13 protein-coding genes and 2 pseudogenes are annotated in these 23,416 nt (G+C 38.1%); 12 read left to right on the forward strand and 3 right to left on the reverse strand.

Annotated features, from left to right (window positions below; all coding sequences use genetic code 11):
* The first annotated feature begins 81 nt into the window (after nucleotides 1-81).
* From BK579_RS07510 to BK579_RS07545, 9 genes and pseudogenes are all read left to right on the forward strand, one after another.
* A complete protein-coding gene (locus BK579_RS07510) occupies nucleotides 82-3,477 on the forward strand; it encodes a DUF5107 domain-containing protein (protein WP_078544601.1) in 3,396 nt (1,131 codons plus the stop codon).
* Between the two features lie 285 nt (nucleotides 3,478-3,762).
* Nucleotides 3,763-4,268 (forward strand): annotated as a pseudogene (locus tag BK579_RS27025) (beta-galactosidase); the annotation flags it as partial.
* A gap of 132 nt (nucleotides 4,269-4,400) precedes the next feature.
* Complete coding sequence (locus tag BK579_RS26315; RefSeq protein ID WP_407936269.1) at nucleotides 4,401-6,116, forward strand: beta-galactosidase; 1,716 nt, start codon at nucleotides 4,401-4,403, stop codon at nucleotides 6,114-6,116.
* Nucleotides 6,113-8,920: a glycoside hydrolase family 2 protein gene (locus tag BK579_RS07520; RefSeq protein WP_078544602.1), complete on the forward strand. Its 2,808-nt coding sequence runs from the start codon at nucleotides 6,113-6,115 to the stop codon at nucleotides 8,918-8,920. Before BK579_RS26315 ends, BK579_RS07520 begins: the two co-directional genes overlap by 4 nt.
* Nucleotides 8,921-9,184: 264 nt before the next feature.
* Nucleotides 9,185-10,411 carry an SEC-C metal-binding domain-containing protein gene (locus BK579_RS25250; RefSeq protein ID WP_139365064.1) on the forward strand — a complete coding sequence of 409 codons (1,227 nt, stop codon included), beginning with the start codon at nucleotides 9,185-9,187 and terminating at the stop codon, nucleotides 10,409-10,411.
* Between the two features lie 365 nt (nucleotides 10,412-10,776).
* Nucleotides 10,777-11,652: pseudogene (locus BK579_RS07530) on the forward strand (alpha/beta fold hydrolase).
* 243 nt (nucleotides 11,653-11,895) lie between these two features.
* Nucleotides 11,896-12,612: an SDR family NAD(P)-dependent oxidoreductase gene (locus BK579_RS07535; protein ID WP_078544603.1), complete on the forward strand. Its 717-nt coding sequence runs from the start codon at nucleotides 11,896-11,898 to the stop codon at nucleotides 12,610-12,612.
* Nucleotides 12,613-12,748: 136 nt separating this feature from the next.
* On the forward strand, nucleotides 12,749-13,540 hold the full coding sequence (locus tag BK579_RS07540; RefSeq protein WP_078550459.1) for an aldo/keto reductase: 792 nt from the start codon (nucleotides 12,749-12,751) through the stop codon (nucleotides 13,538-13,540).
* A gap of 440 nt (nucleotides 13,541-13,980) precedes the next feature.
* Entirely contained in the window at nucleotides 13,981-14,451 is a 471-nt protein-coding gene (locus tag BK579_RS07545) for a hypothetical protein (RefSeq protein ID WP_078544604.1), read from the forward strand.
* A gap of 112 nt (nucleotides 14,452-14,563) precedes the next feature.
* Here BK579_RS07545 and BK579_RS07550 read toward each other — a convergent pair whose 3' ends face one another.
* The 3 genes from BK579_RS07550 to BK579_RS07560 form a co-directional block, all read right to left on the reverse strand.
* Nucleotides 14,564-15,571 (reverse strand): sodium-dependent bicarbonate transport family permease, encoded by a 1,008-nt coding sequence (locus BK579_RS07550; RefSeq protein WP_078544605.1) that lies wholly within the window; start codon nucleotides 15,569-15,571, stop codon nucleotides 14,564-14,566.
* Between the two features lie 135 nt (nucleotides 15,572-15,706).
* Nucleotides 15,707-16,069, reverse strand: coding sequence for a Na-translocating system protein MpsC family protein (locus BK579_RS07555; RefSeq protein ID WP_078544606.1), 363 nt, complete (start codon nucleotides 16,067-16,069; stop codon nucleotides 15,707-15,709).
* Nucleotides 16,070-16,464: 395 nt separating this feature from the next.
* The gene (locus tag BK579_RS07560) at nucleotides 16,465-17,454 is read right to left on the reverse strand and encodes a MerR family transcriptional regulator (protein WP_078544607.1); all 990 of its coding nucleotides are present in this window, start codon (nucleotides 17,452-17,454) and stop codon (nucleotides 16,465-16,467) included.
* A gap of 310 nt (nucleotides 17,455-17,764) precedes the next feature.
* On the opposite strand from BK579_RS07560, the gene BK579_RS07565 reads away from it, so the two are divergent.
* From BK579_RS07565 to BK579_RS07575, 3 genes are all read left to right on the forward strand, one after another.
* Nucleotides 17,765-18,370, forward strand: coding sequence for a DedA family protein (locus BK579_RS07565; protein ID WP_078544608.1), 606 nt, complete (start codon nucleotides 17,765-17,767; stop codon nucleotides 18,368-18,370).
* 202 nt (nucleotides 18,371-18,572) lie between these two features.
* Nucleotides 18,573-22,352 (forward strand): AAA domain-containing protein, encoded by a 3,780-nt coding sequence (locus BK579_RS07570; protein WP_078544609.1) that lies wholly within the window; start codon nucleotides 18,573-18,575, stop codon nucleotides 22,350-22,352.
* A 5-nt stretch (nucleotides 22,353-22,357) separates the two neighbouring features.
* Nucleotides 22,358-23,119: a hypothetical protein gene (locus BK579_RS07575; protein WP_078544610.1), complete on the forward strand. Its 762-nt coding sequence runs from the start codon at nucleotides 22,358-22,360 to the stop codon at nucleotides 23,117-23,119.
* Nucleotides 23,120-23,416 lie beyond the last annotated feature (297 nt).

Below are 23,416 nucleotides of genomic sequence, written 5' to 3' on the forward strand. Positions count from 1 at the left end.
TATAAACCGAATTTGATTTATTGTTTGAAAGCGTTTGTAACGATAAAGTATAAATAGAAATAAGGTGAGGAGTGACGTTTGATGGAAAAGAATCACCATACGACCCGTATCTGGGAAGAAAAGCGACAGATCCCAACATATGGTGTTGGAGAGCCAAATAAGAATCCGATGTTCCTTGATAAGAGAGTATACCAAGGAAGCTCTGGAAAGGTATATCCACTCCCTGTCATTGATAAAATCAACGATGAAAAGAAACTAGTAAGTTATCAGTTAGTGATTATGGAGAATGAATATATTCGGATTGAGGTGATGCCCGAAATCGGTGGCAGAATTTATCGTGCACTCGATAAAACCAATAACTATGATTTTGTCTATTATAATCGAGTCATTAAGCCAGCGCTGGTTGGATTAGCTGGTCCATGGATATCTGGCGGGATTGAATTTAACTGGCCACAGCATCATCGCCCAAATACGTTTGGCCCTGTTGAATATCAACAGTCTGAAAATCCGGACGGTAGTGTAACCGTTTGGGTAAGTGAAATTGATAGAATGTATGGTACGAAGGTAACTGCTGGATTTACTTTACATCCGGGAAAGGCGTATCTAGAGATTTCTGCTCAACTATATAATAGAACTCCTGAACCTCAAACATTTCTTTGGTGGGCTAATCCAGCGGTGGCAGTCAACGATGATACTCAATCGGTTTTTCCGCCCGACGTCCATGCTGTTCTTGACCACGGGAAACGCGATGTATCTAAGTTTCCAATTGCAACTGGAACGTATTATAAAATGGATTATTCAGAAGGTGTAGATATATCACGGTATAAAAATATCCCTGTTCCAACATCATATATGGCTTACAAATCTAAGTATGATTTTGTGGGAGGGTATGATCATGGAGTGAAAGCCGGGCTGTTACACGTTGCAAATCATCATATTTCTCCGGGGAAAAAGCAGTGGACTTGGGGAAATGGTGAATTTGGTCAAGCCTGGGATCGTCATTTAACTGATGAGGATGGACCATATATCGAACTAATGACTGGTGTTTATACCGATAATCAACCGGATTTCTCATGGCTTCACCCTTATGAAGAGAAAACATTTAAACAATATTTTATGCCATACAAGGACATCGGTATCGTGAAAAATGCTTCAGTTGATGCTGCTGTTAATTTAGAAGTTGATGAAGTGTTAAAAAAAGCAAAGGTGTTTGTTTATGCAACATCTGCTTTTGAAGCAGCCGTGATTGAGTTAAAAGATAGCAGTAAGACATATCTAATTGAAACGACAACATTGTCACCCAATCATACATTTGAAACTGAGTTACCGATAGAGATAACAGAAGACCAAGTACATGATCTCATTTTATCGGTAAAAGATAACAAAGGGCGTCTATTAATCTCTTATCAGCCTGAAAAGCAAGAAATAGAAGAAATGCCAGAACCAGCAAAACCACTTCCAGCTCCTGGTGAATTAAGAACAACAGAAGAACTATATCTTGCAGGACTTCACTTAGAGCAATATCGTCATGCAACGTTTGAGCCAGATGGCTATTATATTGAGGGACTAAAGCGGGACCCGAGGGATATTCGAAACAATGTAGCATACGGTAGATTGCTCTTACGTCGGGGACTATTCAAAGAAAGCGAAGCTTATTTTCGTAAGGCGATTGCTTCGTTAACATGGCGAAATCCAAATCCATCTGATTCTGAGACTTACTATCAGCTAGGGTTATCACTTAAGCTACAAGGAAAACTGGATGAAGCATTTACTAGCTTCTATAAAGCGGTTTGGTCTTCAGGTTGGCAGGATAGTAGCTATTTTGCGCTCGCACAAATTGCTTGTGAAAAAGGAGCATTTGAAGAGGCATTGGATCTTATTGAAAAATCACTAAATCGAAATACAGGGAATTATAAAGCACGTCATTTAAAAACCGCCTTATTACGAAAATGTCAGTTCTTAAACGAAGCAAAAACCTTTGCGGAAGAGACGATTGCTCTAGATATTGCAGATTTTGGTGCTTATAACGAGTTATATCTTGTTTTACTAGAGCAGGGGGAAATGGAAAGGGCAGAGAATTTATTACGTGAGCTACAAGTTTTAATGCGTGGCGATGTTCAAAACCATTTATACGTAGCCGCGGATTACGCAGAGTGTGGACTTTTTGAGGAAGCGATACAAGTGCTCAAACGAGTTTTACCAAAAGATGATAAAACCGTGTATCCAATCGTACATTATACTTTAGCTTATTTATATAACAAGCTAAATCAGTCCACTGACTTCAAGATCCAAGTGGAAAAGGGAAATGCTGCAGCTTCTGATTACTGTTTTCCCAATTCATTATTTGAACTGATTGTGTTAGAGCATGTGATTACGACGAGACCACAAGATGATAAGGCACATTATTATTTAGGTAATCTTTTATTTGATAAAAAAAGGCAGATGGATGCGATTAAGCATTGGGAAACGTCAAGGACGATTAATCCTCGGTTCCCAACAGTACATCGGAACTTGACGTTAGCTTATTTCAATGTGCTACATGATGCAGAAAAGGCCCTAGCATCTCTTGAAACCGCTTTTACTTATGATAAAAATGATGCGCGCGTATTGTTTGAGTTAGACCAACTATACAAAAAACTTAGCCTCTCACCAGAAAAACGCCTGAAGTTGATGCAATTACACATGAATTTGGTAGAAGAACGAGATGACTTATTCCTTGAATATGTAACTCTATTAAATACTCTTGGGCAATATGAAAACTCGATTGAATTACTGTCAGGACGGCATTTTCACCCTTGGGAAGGTGGCGAAGGGAAAGTAACAGGTCAATATGTGTTATCACATGTTGAACTTGGTAAAGTATATATTTTAGAGAAAAACTATGGTGCAGCAATTGAAGTTTTAAAGAAGGCACTTGTTTATCCGCATAACCTTGGAGAAGGGAAGTTAACAGGGGCGCAGGAAAATAATATCTATTATTTTTTAGGTTGTGCTTATGAAGGGCTAAAACAAACTGAGCAATCGGCGGAGTGTTTTACATTGGCATCCCAAGGCCTAGATGAACCAACAAGTGCTATGTATTACAATGATCAGCCGCCTGAAATGATTTTTTATCAAGGTCTAGCTTGGCTCAAGTTGAAAAATGAGAAAGAAGCCAAACGGAGATTTAATAAGCTAATCGATTATGCTGAAAAACATATTTTTGATTCTGTCATCATTGATTATTTTGCTGTTTCACTACCAGATTTTCTAGTCTTTGAAGAAGACCTTAATAAAAGAAATAGAATTCATTGTCTATTTATGAAAGGTCTCGGATTACTAGGGCTAGATAGGGCGAACAATGCTTTAGAGCACTTTCAACAAGTGCTACAGCTCGACCCACATCACCAGGGAGCGAAAATTCACCAATCTGGGTTTGATCACGATTCTGATTTTAGTTTAGGAAGAAAAGATGCCACTCTACTTAGTTCAGAGTAGACCTCCATGCTAATTCAATTTGCACCATGGTATATGAAATTAGTGTGCTTACTAAGTGTGGAATGAGCGGAGAGCCACCTGAGCTCCTGCGGGATCTAGCGGTCTCGTGAGACCCCGCAGGAGCTCAGGAGAGCGACGAGGAGGATCACGGACCGCCCCGGGGAAAGCAGGTGGATCGCAGCTCATGGAACTCCTCTTACTAAGTTATTTTCAGGAAAGATTTAAAAGACTTTTCAAAAGCAACAATGTTTACGAAAATAGCCTTTAATAAGGAAGGAAACCTTTATGAGAGAGTATAGTATTGAGGTCAACGATCCTAAAAAAGAGATATACCCACTTGTTACAAAGCTGGGGGGAGCTAATAGCTTTGGAGAGAGCTATAGCTTTACAAATTATTATCTCGAAAAAGATGGCCAGCCTTACTTCGGGATAAGTGGTGAGTTTCATTATAGTAGATATCACTGTGAAGATTGGGAAGATGAAATTATTAAAATGAAAATGTGTGGTATAACGATCATCCCAACCTACGTATTTTGGAATCATCATGAGGAGGAACAAGGAATTTTTGATTGGGAAGCTAATAAAGACATTCGTCGATTTGTTGAGTTATGTGGAAAACACTGTCTCGGCGTTATTTTAAGAATTGGTCCTTTTGCACATGGGGAAGTAAGAAATGGTGGTACCCAGACTGGCTATTTGGTAGACCATTTGATCTTCGGTCCAATGATGAGGAGTACTTAACTTATGTGAATCGATTTTATCAGGAAATCGGAAATCAAGTACAAGGGCTCTCGTTTAAGGACGGTGGTCCGATTATTGGAACACAAATTGAAAATGAATATGAACATGCAGGTGCACCATGGGAAATTACAACAGGCACTAGTAGTGAATGGGTTGCAGCAGGAAGAGATGGAGACGCCCATATGATCAAATTAAAGCAGTTAGCCATTGAAGCTGGAATTGAAACGCCAATTTATACTGGTACTGGATGGGGAGGAGCATCAGCTCCAGTTGATGAAGTGCTCCCATTATGGGGAGGATACGCGTTTTGGCCGTGGATTTTCTATGGAGATGTAAAGAAACACCCTGCAACACCTGAATTTATCTTTAGAGACTATCATAATGACCAACTAGAAAACTACGGGTTTTCACCCACTTATCGTCCAGAAAGTCTCCCGTTTGCTTGTTGTGAAATGGGAGGGGGGATGACAGTCTTTTATAACTACCGTTTCAAGCTACCGTATGAAAGTGTCGATGCTATGGCGGAAATGAAGGTAGCAGGTGGGTGCAACTTTGTTGGTTACTATGTTTTTCATGGTGGTTCAAATCCTAAGGGGAAGAGAACTTCATTTTTGAATGAACATGCTACACCTAAAATATCGTACGACTACCAAGCACCAATTGGAGAGTTCGGACAAATTAGAGATTCTTATAAAAGGTTAAAACGTCAACACTATTTTTATAAAACAGTTGAGAAGGAATTTTGCAAAACAAAAACAATTCTGCCATATGATACACGTGAAATGGATCCGTATGAGATTGAGACATTAAGATATGCTGTTCGGGCAGACGGAAATTCTGGTTTTGTTTTTATAAATAATTATCAAGATCATGTTGAAACAAAGAACCAAGAAGACTTTGCGATTACAGTTAAGCTTGCAACTGAAAACATACGACTTCCTAAAAACGAAAGCATATCGTTAGCAAAGGATGAGTGTTGTATTTTGCCATTCAACTTTGATTTACAAGGAGTAACTTTAAAATATTCAACCACACAATTTTTAACAAGGATTGAACATGAAGGTGAAACAACTTTCTTCTTCTTTATTCCTAAGGGAATCGAGGGTGGTGAATATCTTCTTGAGGGGCATGAGATTCAAGAAGTGTTGGTTGATAAAGGTAAAGGAACCATTCTATCAGATGGCAATACCTTGGTCCAAGTGAGTAGTCAAGACAGTAGTTTAATTGAACTCACCTTGAAGACTGGAAATAAGCTTCGTATTTGTACCCTAACTAATGAGCAAAGCTTACAATTTTGGAAGTTCTCATTTAGAGGAAAAGAGCAAATCTTTCTTACAGATGCGACTGTTCTTGTTGATGATAATAAAATTAGGCTGGAATGCGAAGGTCATGAGGCTATTCAATTGAAAGTATATCCCGGGTTCAATGATGCGATGACGATAGCTGGAGAAGAAATAACTTGTAAAAATGATGGGATTTTTAAGGAGTTTAAGAAAAAGGTCGTAAGGAAGGAACCAGTTTTGGACGTGAAAATGGTTAACTCGAATAAAGCAATCATTCAGTGTCAGTCCGAAGTTTTTAAAGGGGGAAAAGAACTCCTACTTCAGATTGACTATGTTGGTGACATTGGTTATGCGTTTATCGATGGCGAGCTTATTCATGATAATTTTAGCAATAATCACACATGGGAAATTGGTTTAAAACAGCATCAGCAAGAGCTTTTAGAAAAAGGAATGTATATTTATATCTCCCCGTTAAAAGAAGGGAGTTTTGTCAAAAGTGATTCACCGATGGCTGCAAGAGCCGAGGTTATCAATAAGCAAATCGCAGAAATTAAATCCATTAAAGCTAAATTGATTCGTGAGTTTGAATTAGTGATAGAGGAGGAACCCGTATGACTAATACGCTAGAAGTAATAACAAGACAGAAGCTTTCTTTAGATGGTGAATGGTCTTTTACGTTAGACCCCGAAAAAAAGTATAAAGTTGACGAGATTATTAGTGCTTCATCTCTAGCGAAGATAAACGTTCCAGGATCATGGGAAGAGCAAGGATTTGGAAAGCCTTCAAAACATAATCCAATTGGAGCGTGGAAAAAGCTCCGCGAATATGAAGGCACTGCCTGGTATGTAAAGGACGTGTTTATCTCAAAAGAGATGAAAGACCAATCTCTAAAACTAGTCATTTCTGGAGTGCGTTGGATGACTAAGGTATGGATTAATGGTCGATTTGTCGGAGAAGGGGAAAGTCTTTTAAGTGATCATGTACTAGAAGTCTCAGATTTTACGAAGGTAGGAGAGAGTAATCAATTTGTCATTTGTGTCAATAATGAAATGAACTATCCTCTCCATGATAGCCATATCCACTCATACCATACCGCTACAAATTGGGGTGGGATAACTGGTGGAGTATATTTGGAGGCAATGCCAGAGATAAGTATTCACGATGTGAAAATGTATCCAAGACTAGAGAATCGATACATAGACTTAGAAGTTCATCTCAAGAACAGCCATCTGCTTGATAAAGATAGTGATCTCTCTGTTCAAGTATTCTCAAAGAATCAAAAGCTTGTTTGTGATATCACGTCTCCTATCGAAGACGATCAAATTCATATGAACATTCCTCTTTGGGATGATGTGATTTATTGGGATGATCAAAACCCATATCTTTATCAATTGAGCGCTTCAATCATTAGATCAAAAACAGAAATGATTGATCAACAAGTTCGCACGTTAGGGATAAGAGAGATCAAAGCAGAAGGCAAGCAGCTTCTTTTAAATAATGAACCAAAATTTCTAAGAGGGTATGTTGATTGTTGTATCTTCCCACAAACAGGATATCCAAGCTGGAATAAGCAAGACTATGTGAGTCAATTTAAAACGGTTAAAAGCTATGGCTTTAATCATGTTAGGCTACATGGTTGGACACCCCCCAAGCCGTTTTGGGAGGCGGCAGATGAGGAAGGGATGCTAGTTCAAACCGAATTACCTCATTGGTCAAACCTATACCATCATCGAGAAGTTGAACCTGAAAAAGATGTTCATGAATTTTTAACGCGAGAATTGTATCGTGCGATTGAATCGCTGAACGAGCATCCTTCATTTGTTTTACTAGCTCTTGGTAATGAATTAGTTGGTCCTCAAGGTCATGAAGCATTGAATAAACAGGTTGAGCTATGTAGATCTCTCGACTCTACAAGATTATACACAGATAATACGGGATTTGGGCGTCTACCGGCTCATGACCGTGAAGGCGACTTTTTTATCCCATCACTAAATGCTCATCCACCGCTAACAAATAATTATGCTGGTACACCTAATACTTCTGAGGACTATAACGTTGTAACTATGCAGTCTGATAAACCAATTCTTGCACATGAGCATGGTCAGTTCACGATGTATGTTCGCCCGCAAGAAGCAGAAAAGTATACAGGTATTTTACGTCCACATTGGTTAAACACAACAATGGCAACATTAGAGAAAAAAGGCCAGCTTAGTCGGATTGATGAATATATTGAAGCATCTGGAACACTGCAAGCAAGAGCATATAAGGAAAACATCGAAAGAGCACGGAGAACTTCAGGTTTAGCAGGAATTCAGCTACTAGACATTCGTGATTTTCCAGGTCAAGGTCACGCAACTACGGGAATTTTAGATGCGTTTTGGGATAATAAAGGGACGATCACGCCTGAAAAATTCCGAGCCTTCAATGATGAAGTTGTCATTCTCATGAGATCAATGAATCGAACACACTATGCAGGGGAAAAACTGCGGGTAACGGTCGATGTATCAAATTTCAGTAATGATTTTTTCAAAGAAAGCGAATTAATCTGGGAGCTAAAAGCCAATCAACAACTTCTAAAATCAGGTATCATCACAGTTTCTGAAATCATACCTGGCACTGTCAGCTCGCTAGCCATTTTAGAAGTCGAAACACCATCTAACGTAAGTGAGTCACTCAATTTGTCGGTAAAACTTGTTGGGACTAAGAGAGTCATTGAAAACGACTGGGAATTTTGGACTTATAAGAGGCCGACACTTCATAAGGATGCGAGTAGGATCTGGTCGGATGTCCCAGTATTGAAAAATAGCCTTTATGGAGCAAAATATCAAGGGAAAATAGGGTTTCAAGGTTTTAGTTATAAAGAGGAAAAGAATATCGATCTGGCTATTTCAGACCATTTATCAACCGAGCTTTTACAATTCCTGCTAGATGGTGGGAAGGCTTGGATTATAGCCGAGGAAGGAAATCAATTTGATGAAGTAAAAACTAGATTTCTACCAATCTTTTGGAATTATATCTGGTTCCCGGCACAAATCGGCACAACCATGGGGATGATTATTCATGATCATCCATCACTAAAGAATTTTCCGCATGATGGACGTTCAAATTGGAATTGGTTTTATTTGGTTGACAGAGCAACTGCAATGAATCTCGAAACAGTTCCACAAGTCAAACCAATTGTCGAAGTGATTGATAACCATAACCGTGGAAAGCACTTAGCCTACTCATTCGAAACAAAAGTGGGAGAAGGAAGTCTTTATGTTACAACGTTTAATATCTTAAACAATCTAAAACGCCCTGAGGTCGAGTTTCTTCTACATGATACCACCCACTACCTGTTAAGTGACGAATTCAATCCAACGTCAAACCTGACCGTTGGTGAGTTGTTGGGGTTGTTTAAGTTGAAAGGTAAATGGTAGAAGCAAGGGCGCAGGGGGAGCACGGGGACGGTTCTCATGCTTCCTTTATAAACTCATTGGAAAGCGTGAACACTCTTCACGCTTTTTTGCATGTTGTAGAAATGAGATAGTAGATTATAATATTAGCTAGATAATAGTTTTGGCTGTTCGTTTATTTATGTTTAGAACTTTTAGCACTAATACTTATAGCGCAATATGGATAGAGTTTTGCCTCGATAATACGAAGCGCGAGAACCGTCCCACTGCTTCTAAAGGAGATTTAATATGGATAAGAAAATGGAGAGAATGCTACTTAACGCATTGAAGAATGCGAAAACGGATAGCAAGAAACGAGAGATAAATCGAGAGAATCAGCTTTGGAAAAATGTAGAACCACCTTATGAACTCCGTGGTCTGCTTAGCTTACTCACAAAGACCGAGTTAGATACAATTAGGAAAAACCTTAATCTCACAGGGGTAAGCTCCTTAAAAAAAGCCGAATTAGCTGATGTACTTACAGAAGCTATTGTGCAGCGTTTGCCCCAGATTTTATCGCTTCTAGATAAAGGGAGATACGATTTGATCAGGGGCATTGTGAAAGGTTATGTCGGTGTTAGTGATAATTTCCCTATGGGGAAGGTTGAAGCACTAATGCGATATGGGATTGTTTTTCCTGTGAAAGTGAACGGCCGACAGCAATTGATCATGCCAGCGGAACTTCTAGAACCCTTTGCGGAATGTGATGGAGAAGAACTTCAAAAGGTCATTAAAAGAAATACAGAATATATACAACTTACACATGGGATGCTTTATTATTATGGGGTGATCGAAACATTTGATGTATTCACCAAGATCAAGAGCCTAGTTAAAGATAAAGTGGATCATAAAGAATTCCTTGAGGTTATATCAATGGCATGTGATTACTACAATAGAGTAAGATTTTCCTCATACAGACTAATAGACCGTAGAATACTATTTAAAGCAGAAGAAATTCGTGAAGAACAAAAAATGAGAGATGATATTGATTATTATCCATTTACTAGAAAGCAGCTGCTTGAAGCAGGGAAGCCTGGATTTATTGGTAAGTCGTTGGAAATGGACAGGTTTTTAAGCTTTTTAAAGGAACGCTATAGACTAACAAATCAAGAGGTAGACAATGTTGCATGGGATTTAGTGAAAATAATTAATGTAGATGTTCGACCTAATTCATTGATTGAATACTTCCAAAAACATTTTGAGTTTCCTTCCCTTGAGTTTTTAGAACAACTAATGGGTCACCTTATCGAAGTGTCAAATAATACAAGACAGTGGGTGTTAAAAGGGTATACCCCAAATGAATTGGTTGAAAAGGAGAATAAACAATTAACTCCGATTCCTTCAATGCCAATGACATCTACGTCACAAAAAATGAATACCAATGTCATTGATGTCGCTAGTGTAACAAGTTCAGGACGCAATTCACCTTGCCCTTGTGGAAGTGGTAAGAAGCATAAAAAGTGTTGTGGAAGATAGAAGGAATAAGTGGTGGCTCCCTACCAGGGGGCCTTTTTGTGTATATATAAAATAGGAAGCTCTTCATGACGGAGATCAAATAAATTCACAGAAATACCCAGTTATAGTAATTCTTTTTCAACAGATTTTGAGATTCCCAAGCTATTAGATTGCGTACGTGCACTACCAGAAATAATTAAGATATTCAATGTTGTATACACTCTTCCATATTTGTATAATTATTACAAATAATAACTATAACATTTTTACATGATCAATAGAAGAGATAGGCTTAGCAAGGAAGCAGGGGGACGGTTCTCATGCTTCCCCTTAGAACAAAAAGAAGCGCGAGAATCGTCCCCACGCTTCCAAAAGGAGAAAGGATTATGGAACGAAGAATTGAGGAATTTCAGATAGAGGGGTTAACGATCGAGTATTCTATTTTTGGCGAAGGAGAACCAATATTAGTCTTACATGGTGGGCATTCAAACTGTAACGAAGAATTTGGTTATAAAGGGTTAATAGATAATGGTTTCTCAGTTATTACTCCTTCAAGGCCTGGTTATGGAAGAACTTCAAAGGGAATCGGAAAAAGCCTTTCAACAGCTTGCGAGTATTATTTGAAGTTATTAGTGCATTTAAAGATTGAAAAGGTTCACGTTCTAGCTATTTCGGCAGGTGGTCCAAGCGGCATTCATTTTGCTTCTAGGTACCCTTAAATAGTTTCTTCATTGACCTTGCAATCTGCAGTCACTAAGCAATGGCTTACTCCAAAGGATAAAGAATATAAAGCTGCAAAAATATTATTTCGTCCCGGAACTGAAAAATACACTTGGAAACTCATTTCTTCTATGAACAATATTTTTCCGCAATTTATTTTTAAACAGATGTTTCCGTCTTTTAGCAAATTGCAATATAGTGAAGCAAAGGCTAAACTTCACAAGGACGATGTAGAAGAGATTAGAAAAATGAATAATCGTCAGAGATCAGGAGATGGTTTTTTAATAGATTTAGAACAGGTTAATGAAGCCTCTCTAGAAGATTTGAAATCTATCATTTGCCCAACTCTTATAATGCATAGTCAATATGATGGTTCTGTCCCATTGGAGCACGCACATTTTGCGCATGAAAATATACCTGCCTCAGAATTATGCATTCTTGAAGCGTGGGGTCATTTGATTTGGCTTGGTCATTCGTCTAAAGAAACAGATGAAAAGCTTGTTTCTTTCCTTCAATCTCATCATATATCTTGTAGTGCATGAAATAATAGTCTTTTACATGCAAGATCTAACCAAATAATCAAGTAAACTTGGTTGTATCTGTAAAGGCAAGTTATGCCTCCTTACAACAAATTCTGTTATTGTGCTTAAAAATGAGTCTTCAGTAGTAAATAATTATATTTAATTTTAACAGATTGTTATATATCTTCTATTTTTGCAAGGATAAAAATAGGATGATAGAGAATAGAATAAGTGAATAACTATTCCTGTAAGGAGGTATAAAGGATGAAACAAACGGTGTATATAACAGGAGCTGACCGAGGACTCGGATTATCTCTGTCAAAGGTGTTTCTTGAAAAGAACTTTCGGGTATTTGCAGGTCGTTATATGAATGATTGGCCAGAGCTTGATGAATTGAAAAAGCAATTTGATGAGGACCTTGAGATTATTTCACTAGATGTCACGAATCAACAGTCTGTGGATGAAGCAGCCCGGTTAATCAGTGAAAAAGCGAATGGTCAGTTAGATATTCTCATTAATAATGCAGCCATTTATAAAGATCGTTCAAAGGACATTTTTGGAGAATTTTATTATGACGATATGATGAAGTTGTATGATACAAATGTATTTGGACCGTTGCGTGTTTCTCAATCGGTGGTTCCTTTATTAATGAAAGGTGAAAGGAAAATGCTTGCTAACATTTCATCAGAAGCGGGAAGCTTGGCGGATTCTTGGAGAATAAAAGAGTATGGCTATTGTATGACTAAATCAGCATTAAACATGCAATTAACAATCCTCCAAAATCATTTAAAAGATTTCGGAATCAAAGTTTTAGCTCTACATCCAGGATATGTGAAAACTTATATTATGGGTGATTTTAACCATGAGGCAACGATTGAAGCGGTTGAATCGGCAACAGGAATTGTCAATGAAATTTTAAAAGCTCCAGCGATTGAGGAGCATATGTTTATTGATTATCAAGGGAATAAAATGAATTGGTAAGATAAGCGCCAGGTTTGAAAAATCGTAACGTTCACTGTACACTTAGTTTATTAGATAAACAAACTTATTTGCAGGAGGAGAGAGAACCTTGACAGACTCTTTACAAAGTACAACCACACTACATAATGGTGTGAAGATGCCATGGATTGGCTTGGGCGTATTTAAAGTACAAGATGGTGAGGAAGTTGTGAATTCGATAAAAGCCGCCATTGAAGCAGGGTATCGAAGCATTGATACAGCAGCCATTTATGGGAATGAAGAGGGTGTTGGCAGAGCCATTGCCGAATCAAGTGTCACTCGTGAAGAATTGTTCATTACAACAAAGGTATGGAATTCAAATCATGGCTATGAAGCAACACTAAATGCATTTGATGAAAGTATGAAAAAGTTAGGTTTAGACTATCTGGATTTATTTTTAATTCATTGGCCACTACCATCACAAGACAAGTATGTAGAAACCTGGAAAGCGCTTGAAAAGCTCTATAAGGATGGGAGAGTTCGTGCCATTGGGGTAAGTAATTTTAAAATTCATCATCTTGAAGATATACTAGCAAACTGTGAAATCAAACCAATGGTCAATCAAGTAGAATATCATCCGCGATTTAATCAAAGAGTATTACACGAGTTTTGTAAAAAGCACGAAATTCAGCTTGAAGCATGGTCTCCATTAATGCAGGGAGGTCTCCTAGAGGAACCAATTCTGGTAGAACTCGCACAGAAATACAATAAATCAACCGCTCAAATTATCATCCGTTGGGATTTGCAAACTGGTGTTGTGACGATACCAAAATCAACTAAACCACACCGAATTGTAGAGAATGCAGATGTATTTGATTTTGAGCTATCGCAAGAGGATATGGATCAAATTGATACCTTGAATTTGGATCAGCGTATGTTTGCTGACCCAGATAATTTTAATAAAATATAAAGAATAATAAACTCTACCTTTCATCTTAGATGAGGGTAGTTTTTTATAGCTAAGCTTGTATGGCGGAGGATGTTTTATTAGGTTTTTAAATAAACTTCTAAATAAGAAGGTGCAAAAGCACCTTTAGAGTGAGGCAATACGATAGTTCGTGATGGCTAACTTTAAGTAAATATGTAAAGACCTTAAGAATGAGCCGATTATAGTATAACAGGCTGTACAAGAATAATGATTTAACGTTTTGAGTAGATCTCTCGTTTCTTAATTGAATGGGATTTATGCTCTCTAGGAAGTGGAGATACACCTTTTAACAACAGGTGTTATATAAACAAGAGGACGCTCCTAAATTATTTTTTTATCAACAAATAAATATATGAGTTATAGGTATATTATTAGTAAGATGTTGTTCGATATCCATTTTAACCAAAAAGGAGGGTGGATAAATGTCACTGAAAAATCAACAGTTAATTAACATAGCATTGGTTTTACTATCCTGGCTAACATTACCTCTATTAGGTAAGCGGAACATTAAGAGATTTTTCCCAGCATCAATTCTTGTAGTGATTTTAGAATTTTTTAGTGTTTTAATTGGACGGAAGCAGAAGTGGTGGGTTTTTTATAAAAAACCAAATTCAATGATATCAGGAGAGTTACCTTTTATAGTCGGTCCCTTTATTGTTGGTTCAATGTGGATATTAAAATTTACATATGGCAATTTCAAAAAGTTTATTGCACTAAATGCTGTTATTGATTTAATCTTCGCATATCCAACAGTAAAAATTCTGGAAAAAAATAAAGTTTCCACATTGGTTCGATTAAATCACGTTCAATTTTTTCTTTATATCTTTTATAAAGCATTTTTTCTATATGGATTTCAATATATATTTGATAAGACACGAAACACATCTCAGTAGTGACTTCCCCGGTTCATTTATGTTAGGGGAAAGGTTCTCATGCTTCCATTTGGAAGCATGAGAACCGTCCCCGTGCTTCCATTTGGAAGCATGAGAACCGTCCCCGTGCTTCCTAAAGTATCCATTTTGCTAGTTCGTAATAAACCGGTATACCGACAATAAGGTTGAAAGGGAAAGTTACCCCCAAGGCCAATCCTAAATAAATGGATGGATTTGCTTCAGGTACAGATGTTTTAAGAGCTGCTGGTGCTGCAATATAAGAAGCACTCCCTGCTAAAACTCCCATTAAGGTAGCTCCTCCTAGAGATAATCCAACAAACATTCCTACAAAAACCCCTAACGTACCAAATAATAGTGGAGTGAACATTCCAAAAAGCAGTAATTTAATCCCATACTTTTTCACTTCTGGTAAACGTTGTCCTGCAATTAATCCCATATTAAGTAGGAAAAGAATTAAAACACTTCCATATAAATCCATAAATAATGGTTTAACCATTGGTACAGCACGTTCGCCCAATACTAGCCCAATGAACAAACTTCCCACGAGTAGTAATATGCTTTTTCCGAAGAGACTTTCCCGGATCACTTCTTTATCTATTAAGTTAAGTGATGATGGAGTAATACCCACATTTTGAGAAGGAATTGATAACATTTCTTTTTTATTTTCAATGACCTTTAGTAAAAGTAATGAAACTAAGATGGCTGGACTTTCCATAAGGACAACTATTGCATTCATAAATCCTTCATAAGCTATTCCACTTTTATCTAAAAAGGCAATCGCTGCTCCATAAGTAACAATGCTTATCGAGCCATAGGTTGCGGCTAAACCAATTGAATTTTTTAGATCCATTTTAATTAATCTCATAATAAAAAGCGTTATAACAGGAGTAACTATTCCTAGAAACAATGCCCCAAGAATTGGTCCTATTACAGATTCAATGGAGTAGTGGGACAGTTCAATTCCACCTTTAATTCCAATCGCAATTAATAAATAAATGCTTAATGCTTCACTTAATGCACCCGGAAATTTTAAATCTGATTTAAAGATTGCAGCAATAATTCCTAATACAAAAAACAATACAACCGGTGATAATAAGTTATCTACAATAATATCAGCCATGGTACCCCTCCTAAGTAAAATAATTAATAAACAAAAAAACCGACAATTTCAGAATTTGTATTGTTTAGATACAAATTTTAAAAGTTGTCGGTTTATCTTTAGCTAGCTTACAAGCTTTTTAAAGATCTCCCTAAATTAGAAGCTTTTTTCAAGGTCAATGAATAACTTAAAAATCATGACCCGTTCTCCTGAAATGGTGCTAATATCCGTGTGAAAACTTTTTACTTCCACTCCAGTTTGTTTTAGGATAATTCCTTTTAAATCCTCAATTCCTGATTCAACGAGCTCGGAACGAATTTTCTTTATTGAAATAATTCCTTCCTTTGTATCACAAACTGAATATTCAGCTGGTGTAAGAATCCCTTTTAATGTAACGATAACCATATCTCGTAAAATATCAGTCTTTACAGATACAGAACCACGTCCAAGGAAATCCTTTTCCCATTGAGTGATATTCTTACTAATTTCTGCTTCCACAAAGCCTTTGGATTTATCCATATTTTACCCCCTGAATAAAAAATCGGTATATTCCCAGGACTTGTTGATTACTTAGTCAAGAAATATACCGATTTATCTTATCTTCACTTCTCGTTTTTCTAGGTTCCTTTTTCATAGGGCCAATATAAAAAATAATTAACAATATGCTAAAGTGTCCTAAGTGTTAGAAATGAAAACAAATATCTCTCGGTTATCATATATCTACATATTTTAGCTTTGCTTTTAGAAAAAGTCAATGAATAATTCCTCAATAAGTTGTCCAATTTACTCCGCTCATCCACTCAAAATAGGGGACCGGCTATTTTAAGAAAGTAGGATACCCTAGAGGTTGCTCAGACTACCTAAATTAAAGTATTTCAATATCGTTATGGTAAATAGATTGATCTACCACTATGTTACCAAAATTTCCACCAACGTTGTTTCTCTCTCGAAGCTGCCACCTCTCGAAAGTTCGTTACAAGATCCTGGAATACTTCTTCTCGTTGCTGAACGGCTTGGGTATATTCTCTAAGTTCTTTTAGCGTTCGATTAATTTGCTCGATTTGCTTTTGTTCGCTTCCTAATGATTTTGAGAACTCATTTAATTCATGTCTTACATCACCAAGAGAATGATTGACTTTTACTAATGTTCTTTGGTTGTTGGTAGTAGTTGCTTTGATTGATTGGTTGATCTGTTTTGACACTTGTTCGTAAGTTCGTTCCGAATTCTTCGCAATGTTAGTTGATAGTTTTTCTAGTTGTTCGGAAGTACCTTGCGAATAGTTCGCAACTTTGTAAGATAGGGTTTCGAAACGTTCGGAAGTATGTTCTGAAACCTCTTGAATGCTTTCTGTTAAAACTTGTACTTCAGCTTTTCTCATATCATTTGATCTTTGAATAGATTTTGAGATTCCTTGGATCGTATGAAGCGAATTACTCACCAATTCATTTTTGATTTCATCAATGATTTCATTTTTATTATGCGCAATTTCGTGTTTGATTTCTTGTAATAGCTCTTGTTTAAAAGCCTCTATACTTAAATTCATTTGCTCCACTTGATTATCTTGTTGGTTGGATGTACCTGAAGGCACCAGCTGAGTATCATTTTGGCTTTCGTTCGGACTTGATTCGGATGATTCGGAACTAGGTTCTGAAGCTCCATTAAGGTATTTATCGAGCAAAGATCGAATCATACTCTTATGAACCTTTTGATCGCGCATTTCTTTAATTTTTTCTAGAATTGCTATTTCCTTTTCTGTATAAAATCTCGCACCCTGCTTTGTACGAGGAATGATAAGTAACCCTTGTAAATCCTTTTCCCATTGTCTAATCGTCCCAGTAGGGGTATTAATCTTCTCAGAAACTTCGTTAATGGAATATGCTCTCAAAAACTGAGTGTTATTCATATTTAAATACCTTCCCTTTCAAATAATGATGTCAGTAGTAGTTTGATATCACTATATTCTCCAACCATAGTTCCTTTTTCCTCCAACATGACAAAAGCTATCAAAACAAGTGCTCATTCTACAAGAAGCGCGGGGAAGCGCGGGGACGGTTCTCATGCTCCCAATTTTGGCACGGAAAGAAGCGCGAGAACCGTCCCCGTGCTTCAAAATACGCCTTAAGTCTTATGTGTAGTTACTTCTGTAGCACATCCTTTGATAGTGAGATATTCTCTATACTTAAATTTAATATAGAGTGCTGGAGTGAGGATGAATGGCTGAATTTGTATGGAAGGTTATTGAAGAATGGGGGATATGGGGGGTATTGGCAGCATTGTTAGTTGAAGGGAGTGCAGTCCCCTTCTTTGGAACGTTATTCATTGTGACAGTAGGATTTATAATGGAATTATCCTGGACTGAAATCACCATGATCTCCTTTGTAGGAAGCTTTTTGTACGCATTGGGTAGCTATATTCCCTATTTTATTGGTAGAAAGCTAGGGAGTTCTGTTGAGAGCAGGCTAAGTTCTTCAAAAAGAGAAAAACTTGAAAAGATAAATTTGTATTTTAATAAATTTGGAATTTGGAGTGTCGCGATTTTTAGTCCCCTCCATTTAGGCAGTGTAGTTCCTTTAGTAGCGGGAATGTTTAAAATGAACCTTCGTATTTATACCTTACTTATCATGGTGGGAATGGCTCCTTCTACCTTTCTTCTATTAAGTATTGGCCGTTTTTATCAAGGAGATTCAAACACACTTCTTCAAACCATTAATCACTATCAAATCATGATACTACTAGGAATTGGAGGTGTAACCATACTGTATCTATCATTAAAGCAATATCGTCATAATCAGAAAAAGAAACTCTCGAATCCAACATGATCCGACGGAGAGCGTGGACAGTTCTCTTGCTTCCTTTGTAGAGGGATGGAAGCGCGAGAACCGTCCCCCTGCTTCCCCCCGAGACCCCAAGATTTACTATAAGGGTCTAGTACTCTATTAGTATTCACATTGTGCTATAATTCATTTGGTAGAATGCCACTTATCTTTTGGGTGGTGGTTGATAAAGCAGGTGGACAAATTAATGAAGAAACAGTTTAACATAGATCGATGTCCGTTAACGTTGACAAATAAGGCGAAGGATAAGATGCGGGAACTCGGCACGGACGGGGACTCGTTTTTTTCGTTACAAACATCATTTCATGTATATATAGAAAAATATCCAGAAACGGTGGACCGTCCTCTTTCAGTCGCTTTATTTTTCGACAATCAAGCGAACCCGAGCGTTGCTAAAAAAAGCGATGGACTTGTGATTGTGCTGCATTGTGTAGTGGAAAGGGAACGGTTTATCACGACAAATGTGACGACACGAGCGGCGCATTCAGCAGTGGAGACCAATTGGCGTCGTCCAGTGAGTATTTCGTTTGATCTAAATGCTAAGCGGGTAGACAGTGTTCCGCTTGATTTACTGAGCTTAATCCACGAAATGCCGGTTGCACAGGAAAGCTCAGAGTATGTGAAAAAGCGGATTGCGAGTTGGGAAGGTTATTTGAAAATTCAGGAGCGCTCGGCAGATATACCTGACATGATTTCTTCCTATTCAGGGCTTTCGTTCAATCGTGATTTTAGCCGGATGACAATCACCGGATGTCAGTTGATTGAGAAGGAATGGAAATCTCTCAAAGATCTAAGCGTTAAGCTTAAAGGAATTGACCAGGATATCGGGAAGGTCCTAAAAGCGAATAAATCCGCTTCTTCCGTTGAAGTGGAACTGAATGGATTTATGGAGGAACGAGCTCGACAACAGGGCTTTGAGATGAAGCAAAAAGAAGTGGTCTTCAGCAATTTTGCGACATTAAGCCAGGTAAAAAGACTTCGGCAAGGATTTAAGCATTTAGAAAACGGACTGGCGGCTAATCCTGAGCTTGAGCGTCTTTTATTTGAAAATAAACCTCCAGTTATCGTCCCTAAAAAGCAAGTTAACCTTAAGTTTCACAATCGACTGAATGAGTTTCAGCAGGAAGCTGTAAGAGGGGCGATGTCTGCGGAAGATTTATATGTCATCCAAGGCCCGCCAGGAACCGGAAAAACAACCGTTATTTCAGAAATTTGTTTGCAAAATGCGCGGGCAGGGCTACGTACACTTGTCGCCTCACAGTCGAATTTGGCGGTCGATAATGCGTTAGGACGGTTGCTCGCAAATAAAGACATTCGAATCCTTCGCGTTGGCCGTACGGAGAGCATTGAAGAAGAAGGAAAAAAGTTTATTGAAGAAAATGTGGGTCAGTATTGGAAGGATCATACCTTAAAAGAAGTCTCTACTCATTTTGAAGAGGGTAAAACGAGACAACGAGAAATTAAAGAAGAATGGGAAGAGAATGAACAGCAACAAAAGCAGCTAGAGCCTGTGCTTGCTCAAATAGAGATAGAAATCGAAGAGAAGCAAAAAGCGGAAAAACAGGTTCTCGAGATCCAGTCTATACTTGATGATTACAAAAAGAATTTGCAGTTGGTGGAGCAGGAAAAGCAAACTATAACGGTAACGATACAGGAAATTGAACAAACTCTAAATTCACTACATTCATCAATTGAAGAGGAGAAAGCGTTTTTGCGTGAGGAACCAGATAGTGACATGGTAGAAAACGAGTTAGTTGATACTGAAAAAATCATGATGCAATTAAGTTATAGCGTTGAGTGTCAGGAGTTAGAAGGTCAGATCGAAATAGCAAAACAAACAACCGCCGAAGCAACGGGTAGATATGAAAAATGGTCAGAAGCCAAAAAGCGAATGGATGCAATACTTACAGAAATAACAAACGCAAAACAAATCGACGCTTTAAAATGGTTCATTCTTGAACAAAACATCAAGCGTACTGTAACCATTCAGCAATCATTAGTGGATCTTGAAAACACCCGAGTAGCCATTAATCAGCTGGAAAAATTAAAGCAATTTAATGAACGATTGACTAAAGCCATTTCATATGTTGAATCACTTTTAGTGAAGCACAACATCTCATTTGACGAACTGAAGCAACGTCAGCAAATCTTGACATCGACTCATTCCGCAGAGGAAATTGATCAATTTCTGGCTGAACTAAAAAGTAGATTAGTCGGAAAAAACAATATCTATCCTCAATTGCTAATAGATTTCCTTGAAGGTTTATATAGCAGGAGGCTTTTTGTGTGGAAAAAAAGAGAACGACTACAACCGTTTGACACGTACAAACGCATCGCACAAGAAGCATTTCGCCAACTAAAGGATGAGATGGTAGCACAACTACAGCGACAGCAGCATGAACAAGAGCAATTTTACCAAAAATCGTTGCAATCATTGGAAAGGCATCGCCACGAGCTTCGTTCCCTTCAAAACAAATATAAGCAAATGACAGCATCAGCAGAAATCATTCCTAATGCCAAGGAAATCCTTCGTCAAAAAGAAGCGTTAATACTTGAGCTTAAGAATAAGAAAGAAAAGTATGAGCTAGTAAAGCAACAGGTTGAAAGCAATCTTCAAAAAAGTGCTCGAAAAACTAGTGAGCTTCAAGAAATAAGTCAGGAATTTGAACAAACCGAAATCCGGATGGGACAGGTACAAGGGATAATTCGAGAAAAAGAGGAAGAGCAACTTCCTTTAAAGGAGATTCTTTCGACTGAACCTGAAAAGAAGCGTGAAAGGGTATTAACTCAACTCGCTAGTTTATCTTTTACACGTGAATCGTTAAAAAAGGAGCAGCAGAAACTCCCACTATTTCAATCGATTCAAGAAAAGTGGCTTTTATTACTGAAAGAAGCAACAGACCATGACCTTGATGAAATTCGAAAACTCTATGTGAAACATGCGAATGTCATTGGCACAACTTGTGTGGCATCAGCACGTAAAGAGTTTATGGATAATTACCCTGAGTTCGATGTGGTCATCATTGATGAAGTATCAAAAGCGACTCCACCAGAGCTGCTTTTACCGATGCTAAAAGGCAAAAAAATCATATTAGTCGGGGATCATCATCAGCTGCCACCTCTTTTAGGAAATGATACTTTAGAAGAGACGCTACAGGAAATGGCAGACGAAAGTGATGATTTTGAAGGGAAAATGGAATTGAAAAAACTGTTGAAAGAATCGTTGTTTGAACGGTTATATAAAAACTTACCAACAAGTAACAAAACCATGCTGGCGATTCAGTACCGCATGCATGAAGACATTATGGCTACCATCTCTCCGTTTTATGAGCAGGAAAACGAACGATTGCAGTGTGGCTTGAATAATTCTAATGATGATCGAGATCATCTGCTTGAGTCACCACGTATTAAGCGAAACAATCACTTAGTATGGCTCGATATGCCGAACGAACCTGATTACTTTGAAGAACGAATGAAAGGCGGAAAAAGCCTTTACAACCAGGCTGAATTGAACGAGATAAAATCGCTGCTGCAGGAAATGGATCAAGCTGCGAATCAGGCAAAAACAGCTGGTAGAATGAAAATGAATGAGAAAAAAAGCATTGGTGTGATCAGTTTTTACGGAGAACAAGTGAAAAGGATTGACCGCTTCATTCAGCAAGAACTTGAGTTACAAAACTTAACGATTCGTACCGGAACCGTCGATCGTTTTCAAGGGATGGAAATGGACATTATTTTATTAAGCATGGTTCGTAATCATGACAACAAACAGGATGACATTGGCTTTGCCAAAGACTACAGAAGGCTGAATGTGGCCTTATCAAGAGCGAAAGAACTACTAGTTTTAATAGGTAGTACAAAGATGTTCACCGAGCGTACGAAACAAGAGGATACTAGAAAGATGTATACGCACGTATTAAATACAGCAAAACAACAAAAAGGGCTAATCTTGCTTCAAGAGGTGTAATTCATATGGATATATTGACAAAAAAATTGCGTGCTAGCTTGCTTGAAAATCCAGCTGTTCAGCTGAAGGAGTCGGCGGTCTGGTTTTTACCTGTGCTGGTCCTTGATGTGAATTTTAAAAGAGTAAGGCGGGCCAAAATGGACATTCTTATGAAAATGATGTTGCTCACGTTTGAGGAAGCAGATATTCGGCGGGCAGCTAATTTGTCCGAAATGCTACTAGTAGAGGACTTGTTCATTGAAGATCTGATTAAAAAAATGCAACGTACAGGTTTAATAATCTTGGACAAATCAATTTACAGGCTGACCACAAAAGGCCATGAACAACTGAAGACCGGGATTATTGAAGAAGAACTCGAGGATGAGTATACAGAACTATTTTACAGCTCAAGTCATGATGAGTATTGGGTGGAGGAGACTGTATCTGTCACAGAAAATGATGCGGAACTTCCAGTGTACCGATATGCGAATAATGAGGACCGGATCAATGATAACCGAATATTGCAGACTCTTTCCGAGAAGTTGGATGGTCCTGATGAGGATGGTTTTCAAACCGTGGTTGCTGATATAGTGGGCTTTGAGCAGCAAAAAGTGGAACAAGTACCATGTCTTGAGTTTCGACTATATAATGTAGAACAAGATATTTTCTACGCCCGTGTGTGGAATACACTTCTTGGACAGTGGGATGACACGCTTGAAAAGCAGATTGAAGAGAGGGAACGGGTGAAGTGGAGGGAGAAGTGGAAGGGTGATATAAGACGACAATAATATGTCTGCCCCTGAAAATAACTTAGTTAGCGGAGTTCCATGAGCTGCGATCCACCTGCTTTCCGCGGGGCGGCCCGTGAGCCTCCTCGTCGCTTTTTTGAGCTCCTGTGGGGTCTCACGAGACCGCTAGATCCCGCAGGAGTCAGGTGGCTCTCCGCTCATTCCACACATCGTGAATAAACATTTTCATTTATCATGGTGCTAAATAATCGTTTAGCATTGGGGCTATCAATATTACGTATAACGAAATAATATGTTTGGAAATCTCGTTTTTTATTGAAATGGGTTTTTTATTTT

It is taken from the genome of Litchfieldia alkalitelluris (assembly GCF_002019645.1).
Classification (GTDB): Bacteria; Bacillota; Bacilli; order Bacillales; family Bacillaceae_L; genus Litchfieldia; species Litchfieldia alkalitelluris.

Coding starts and splice junctions, on each gene's coding strand:
- BK579_RS26315 (WP_407936269.1), top strand. CDS start 4,401: ATGATCAAATTAAAGCAGTTAGCCATTGAAGCTGGAATTGAAACGCCA.
- BK579_RS07540 (WP_078550459.1), top strand. CDS start 12,749: ATGCCATGGATTGGCTTGGGCGTATTTAAAGTACAAGATGGTGAGGAA.
- BK579_RS07565 (WP_078544608.1), top strand. CDS start 17,765: ATGGCTGAATTTGTATGGAAGGTTATTGAAGAATGGGGGATATGGGGG.
- BK579_RS07550 (WP_078544605.1), bottom strand. CDS start 15,571: ATGGCTGATATTATTGTAGATAACTTATTATCACCGGTTGTATTGTTT.
- BK579_RS25250 (WP_139365064.1), top strand. CDS start 9,185: ATGGATAAGAAAATGGAGAGAATGCTACTTAACGCATTGAAGAATGCG.
- BK579_RS07510 (WP_078544601.1), top strand. CDS start 82: ATGGAAAAGAATCACCATACGACCCGTATCTGGGAAGAAAAGCGACAG.
- BK579_RS07570 (WP_078544609.1), top strand. CDS start 18,573: ATGAAGAAACAGTTTAACATAGATCGATGTCCGTTAACGTTGACAAAT.
- BK579_RS07545 (WP_078544604.1), top strand. CDS start 13,981: ATGTCACTGAAAAATCAACAGTTAATTAACATAGCATTGGTTTTACTA.
- BK579_RS07535 (WP_078544603.1), top strand. CDS start 11,896: ATGAAACAAACGGTGTATATAACAGGAGCTGACCGAGGACTCGGATTA.
- BK579_RS07575 (WP_078544610.1), top strand. CDS start 22,358: ATGGATATATTGACAAAAAAATTGCGTGCTAGCTTGCTTGAAAATCCA.
- BK579_RS07555 (WP_078544606.1), bottom strand. CDS start 16,069: ATGGATAAATCCAAAGGCTTTGTGGAAGCAGAAATTAGTAAGAATATC.
- BK579_RS07520 (WP_078544602.1), top strand. CDS start 6,113: ATGACTAATACGCTAGAAGTAATAACAAGACAGAAGCTTTCTTTAGAT.
- BK579_RS07560 (WP_078544607.1), bottom strand. CDS start 17,454: ATGAATAACACTCAGTTTTTGAGAGCATATTCCATTAACGAAGTTTCT.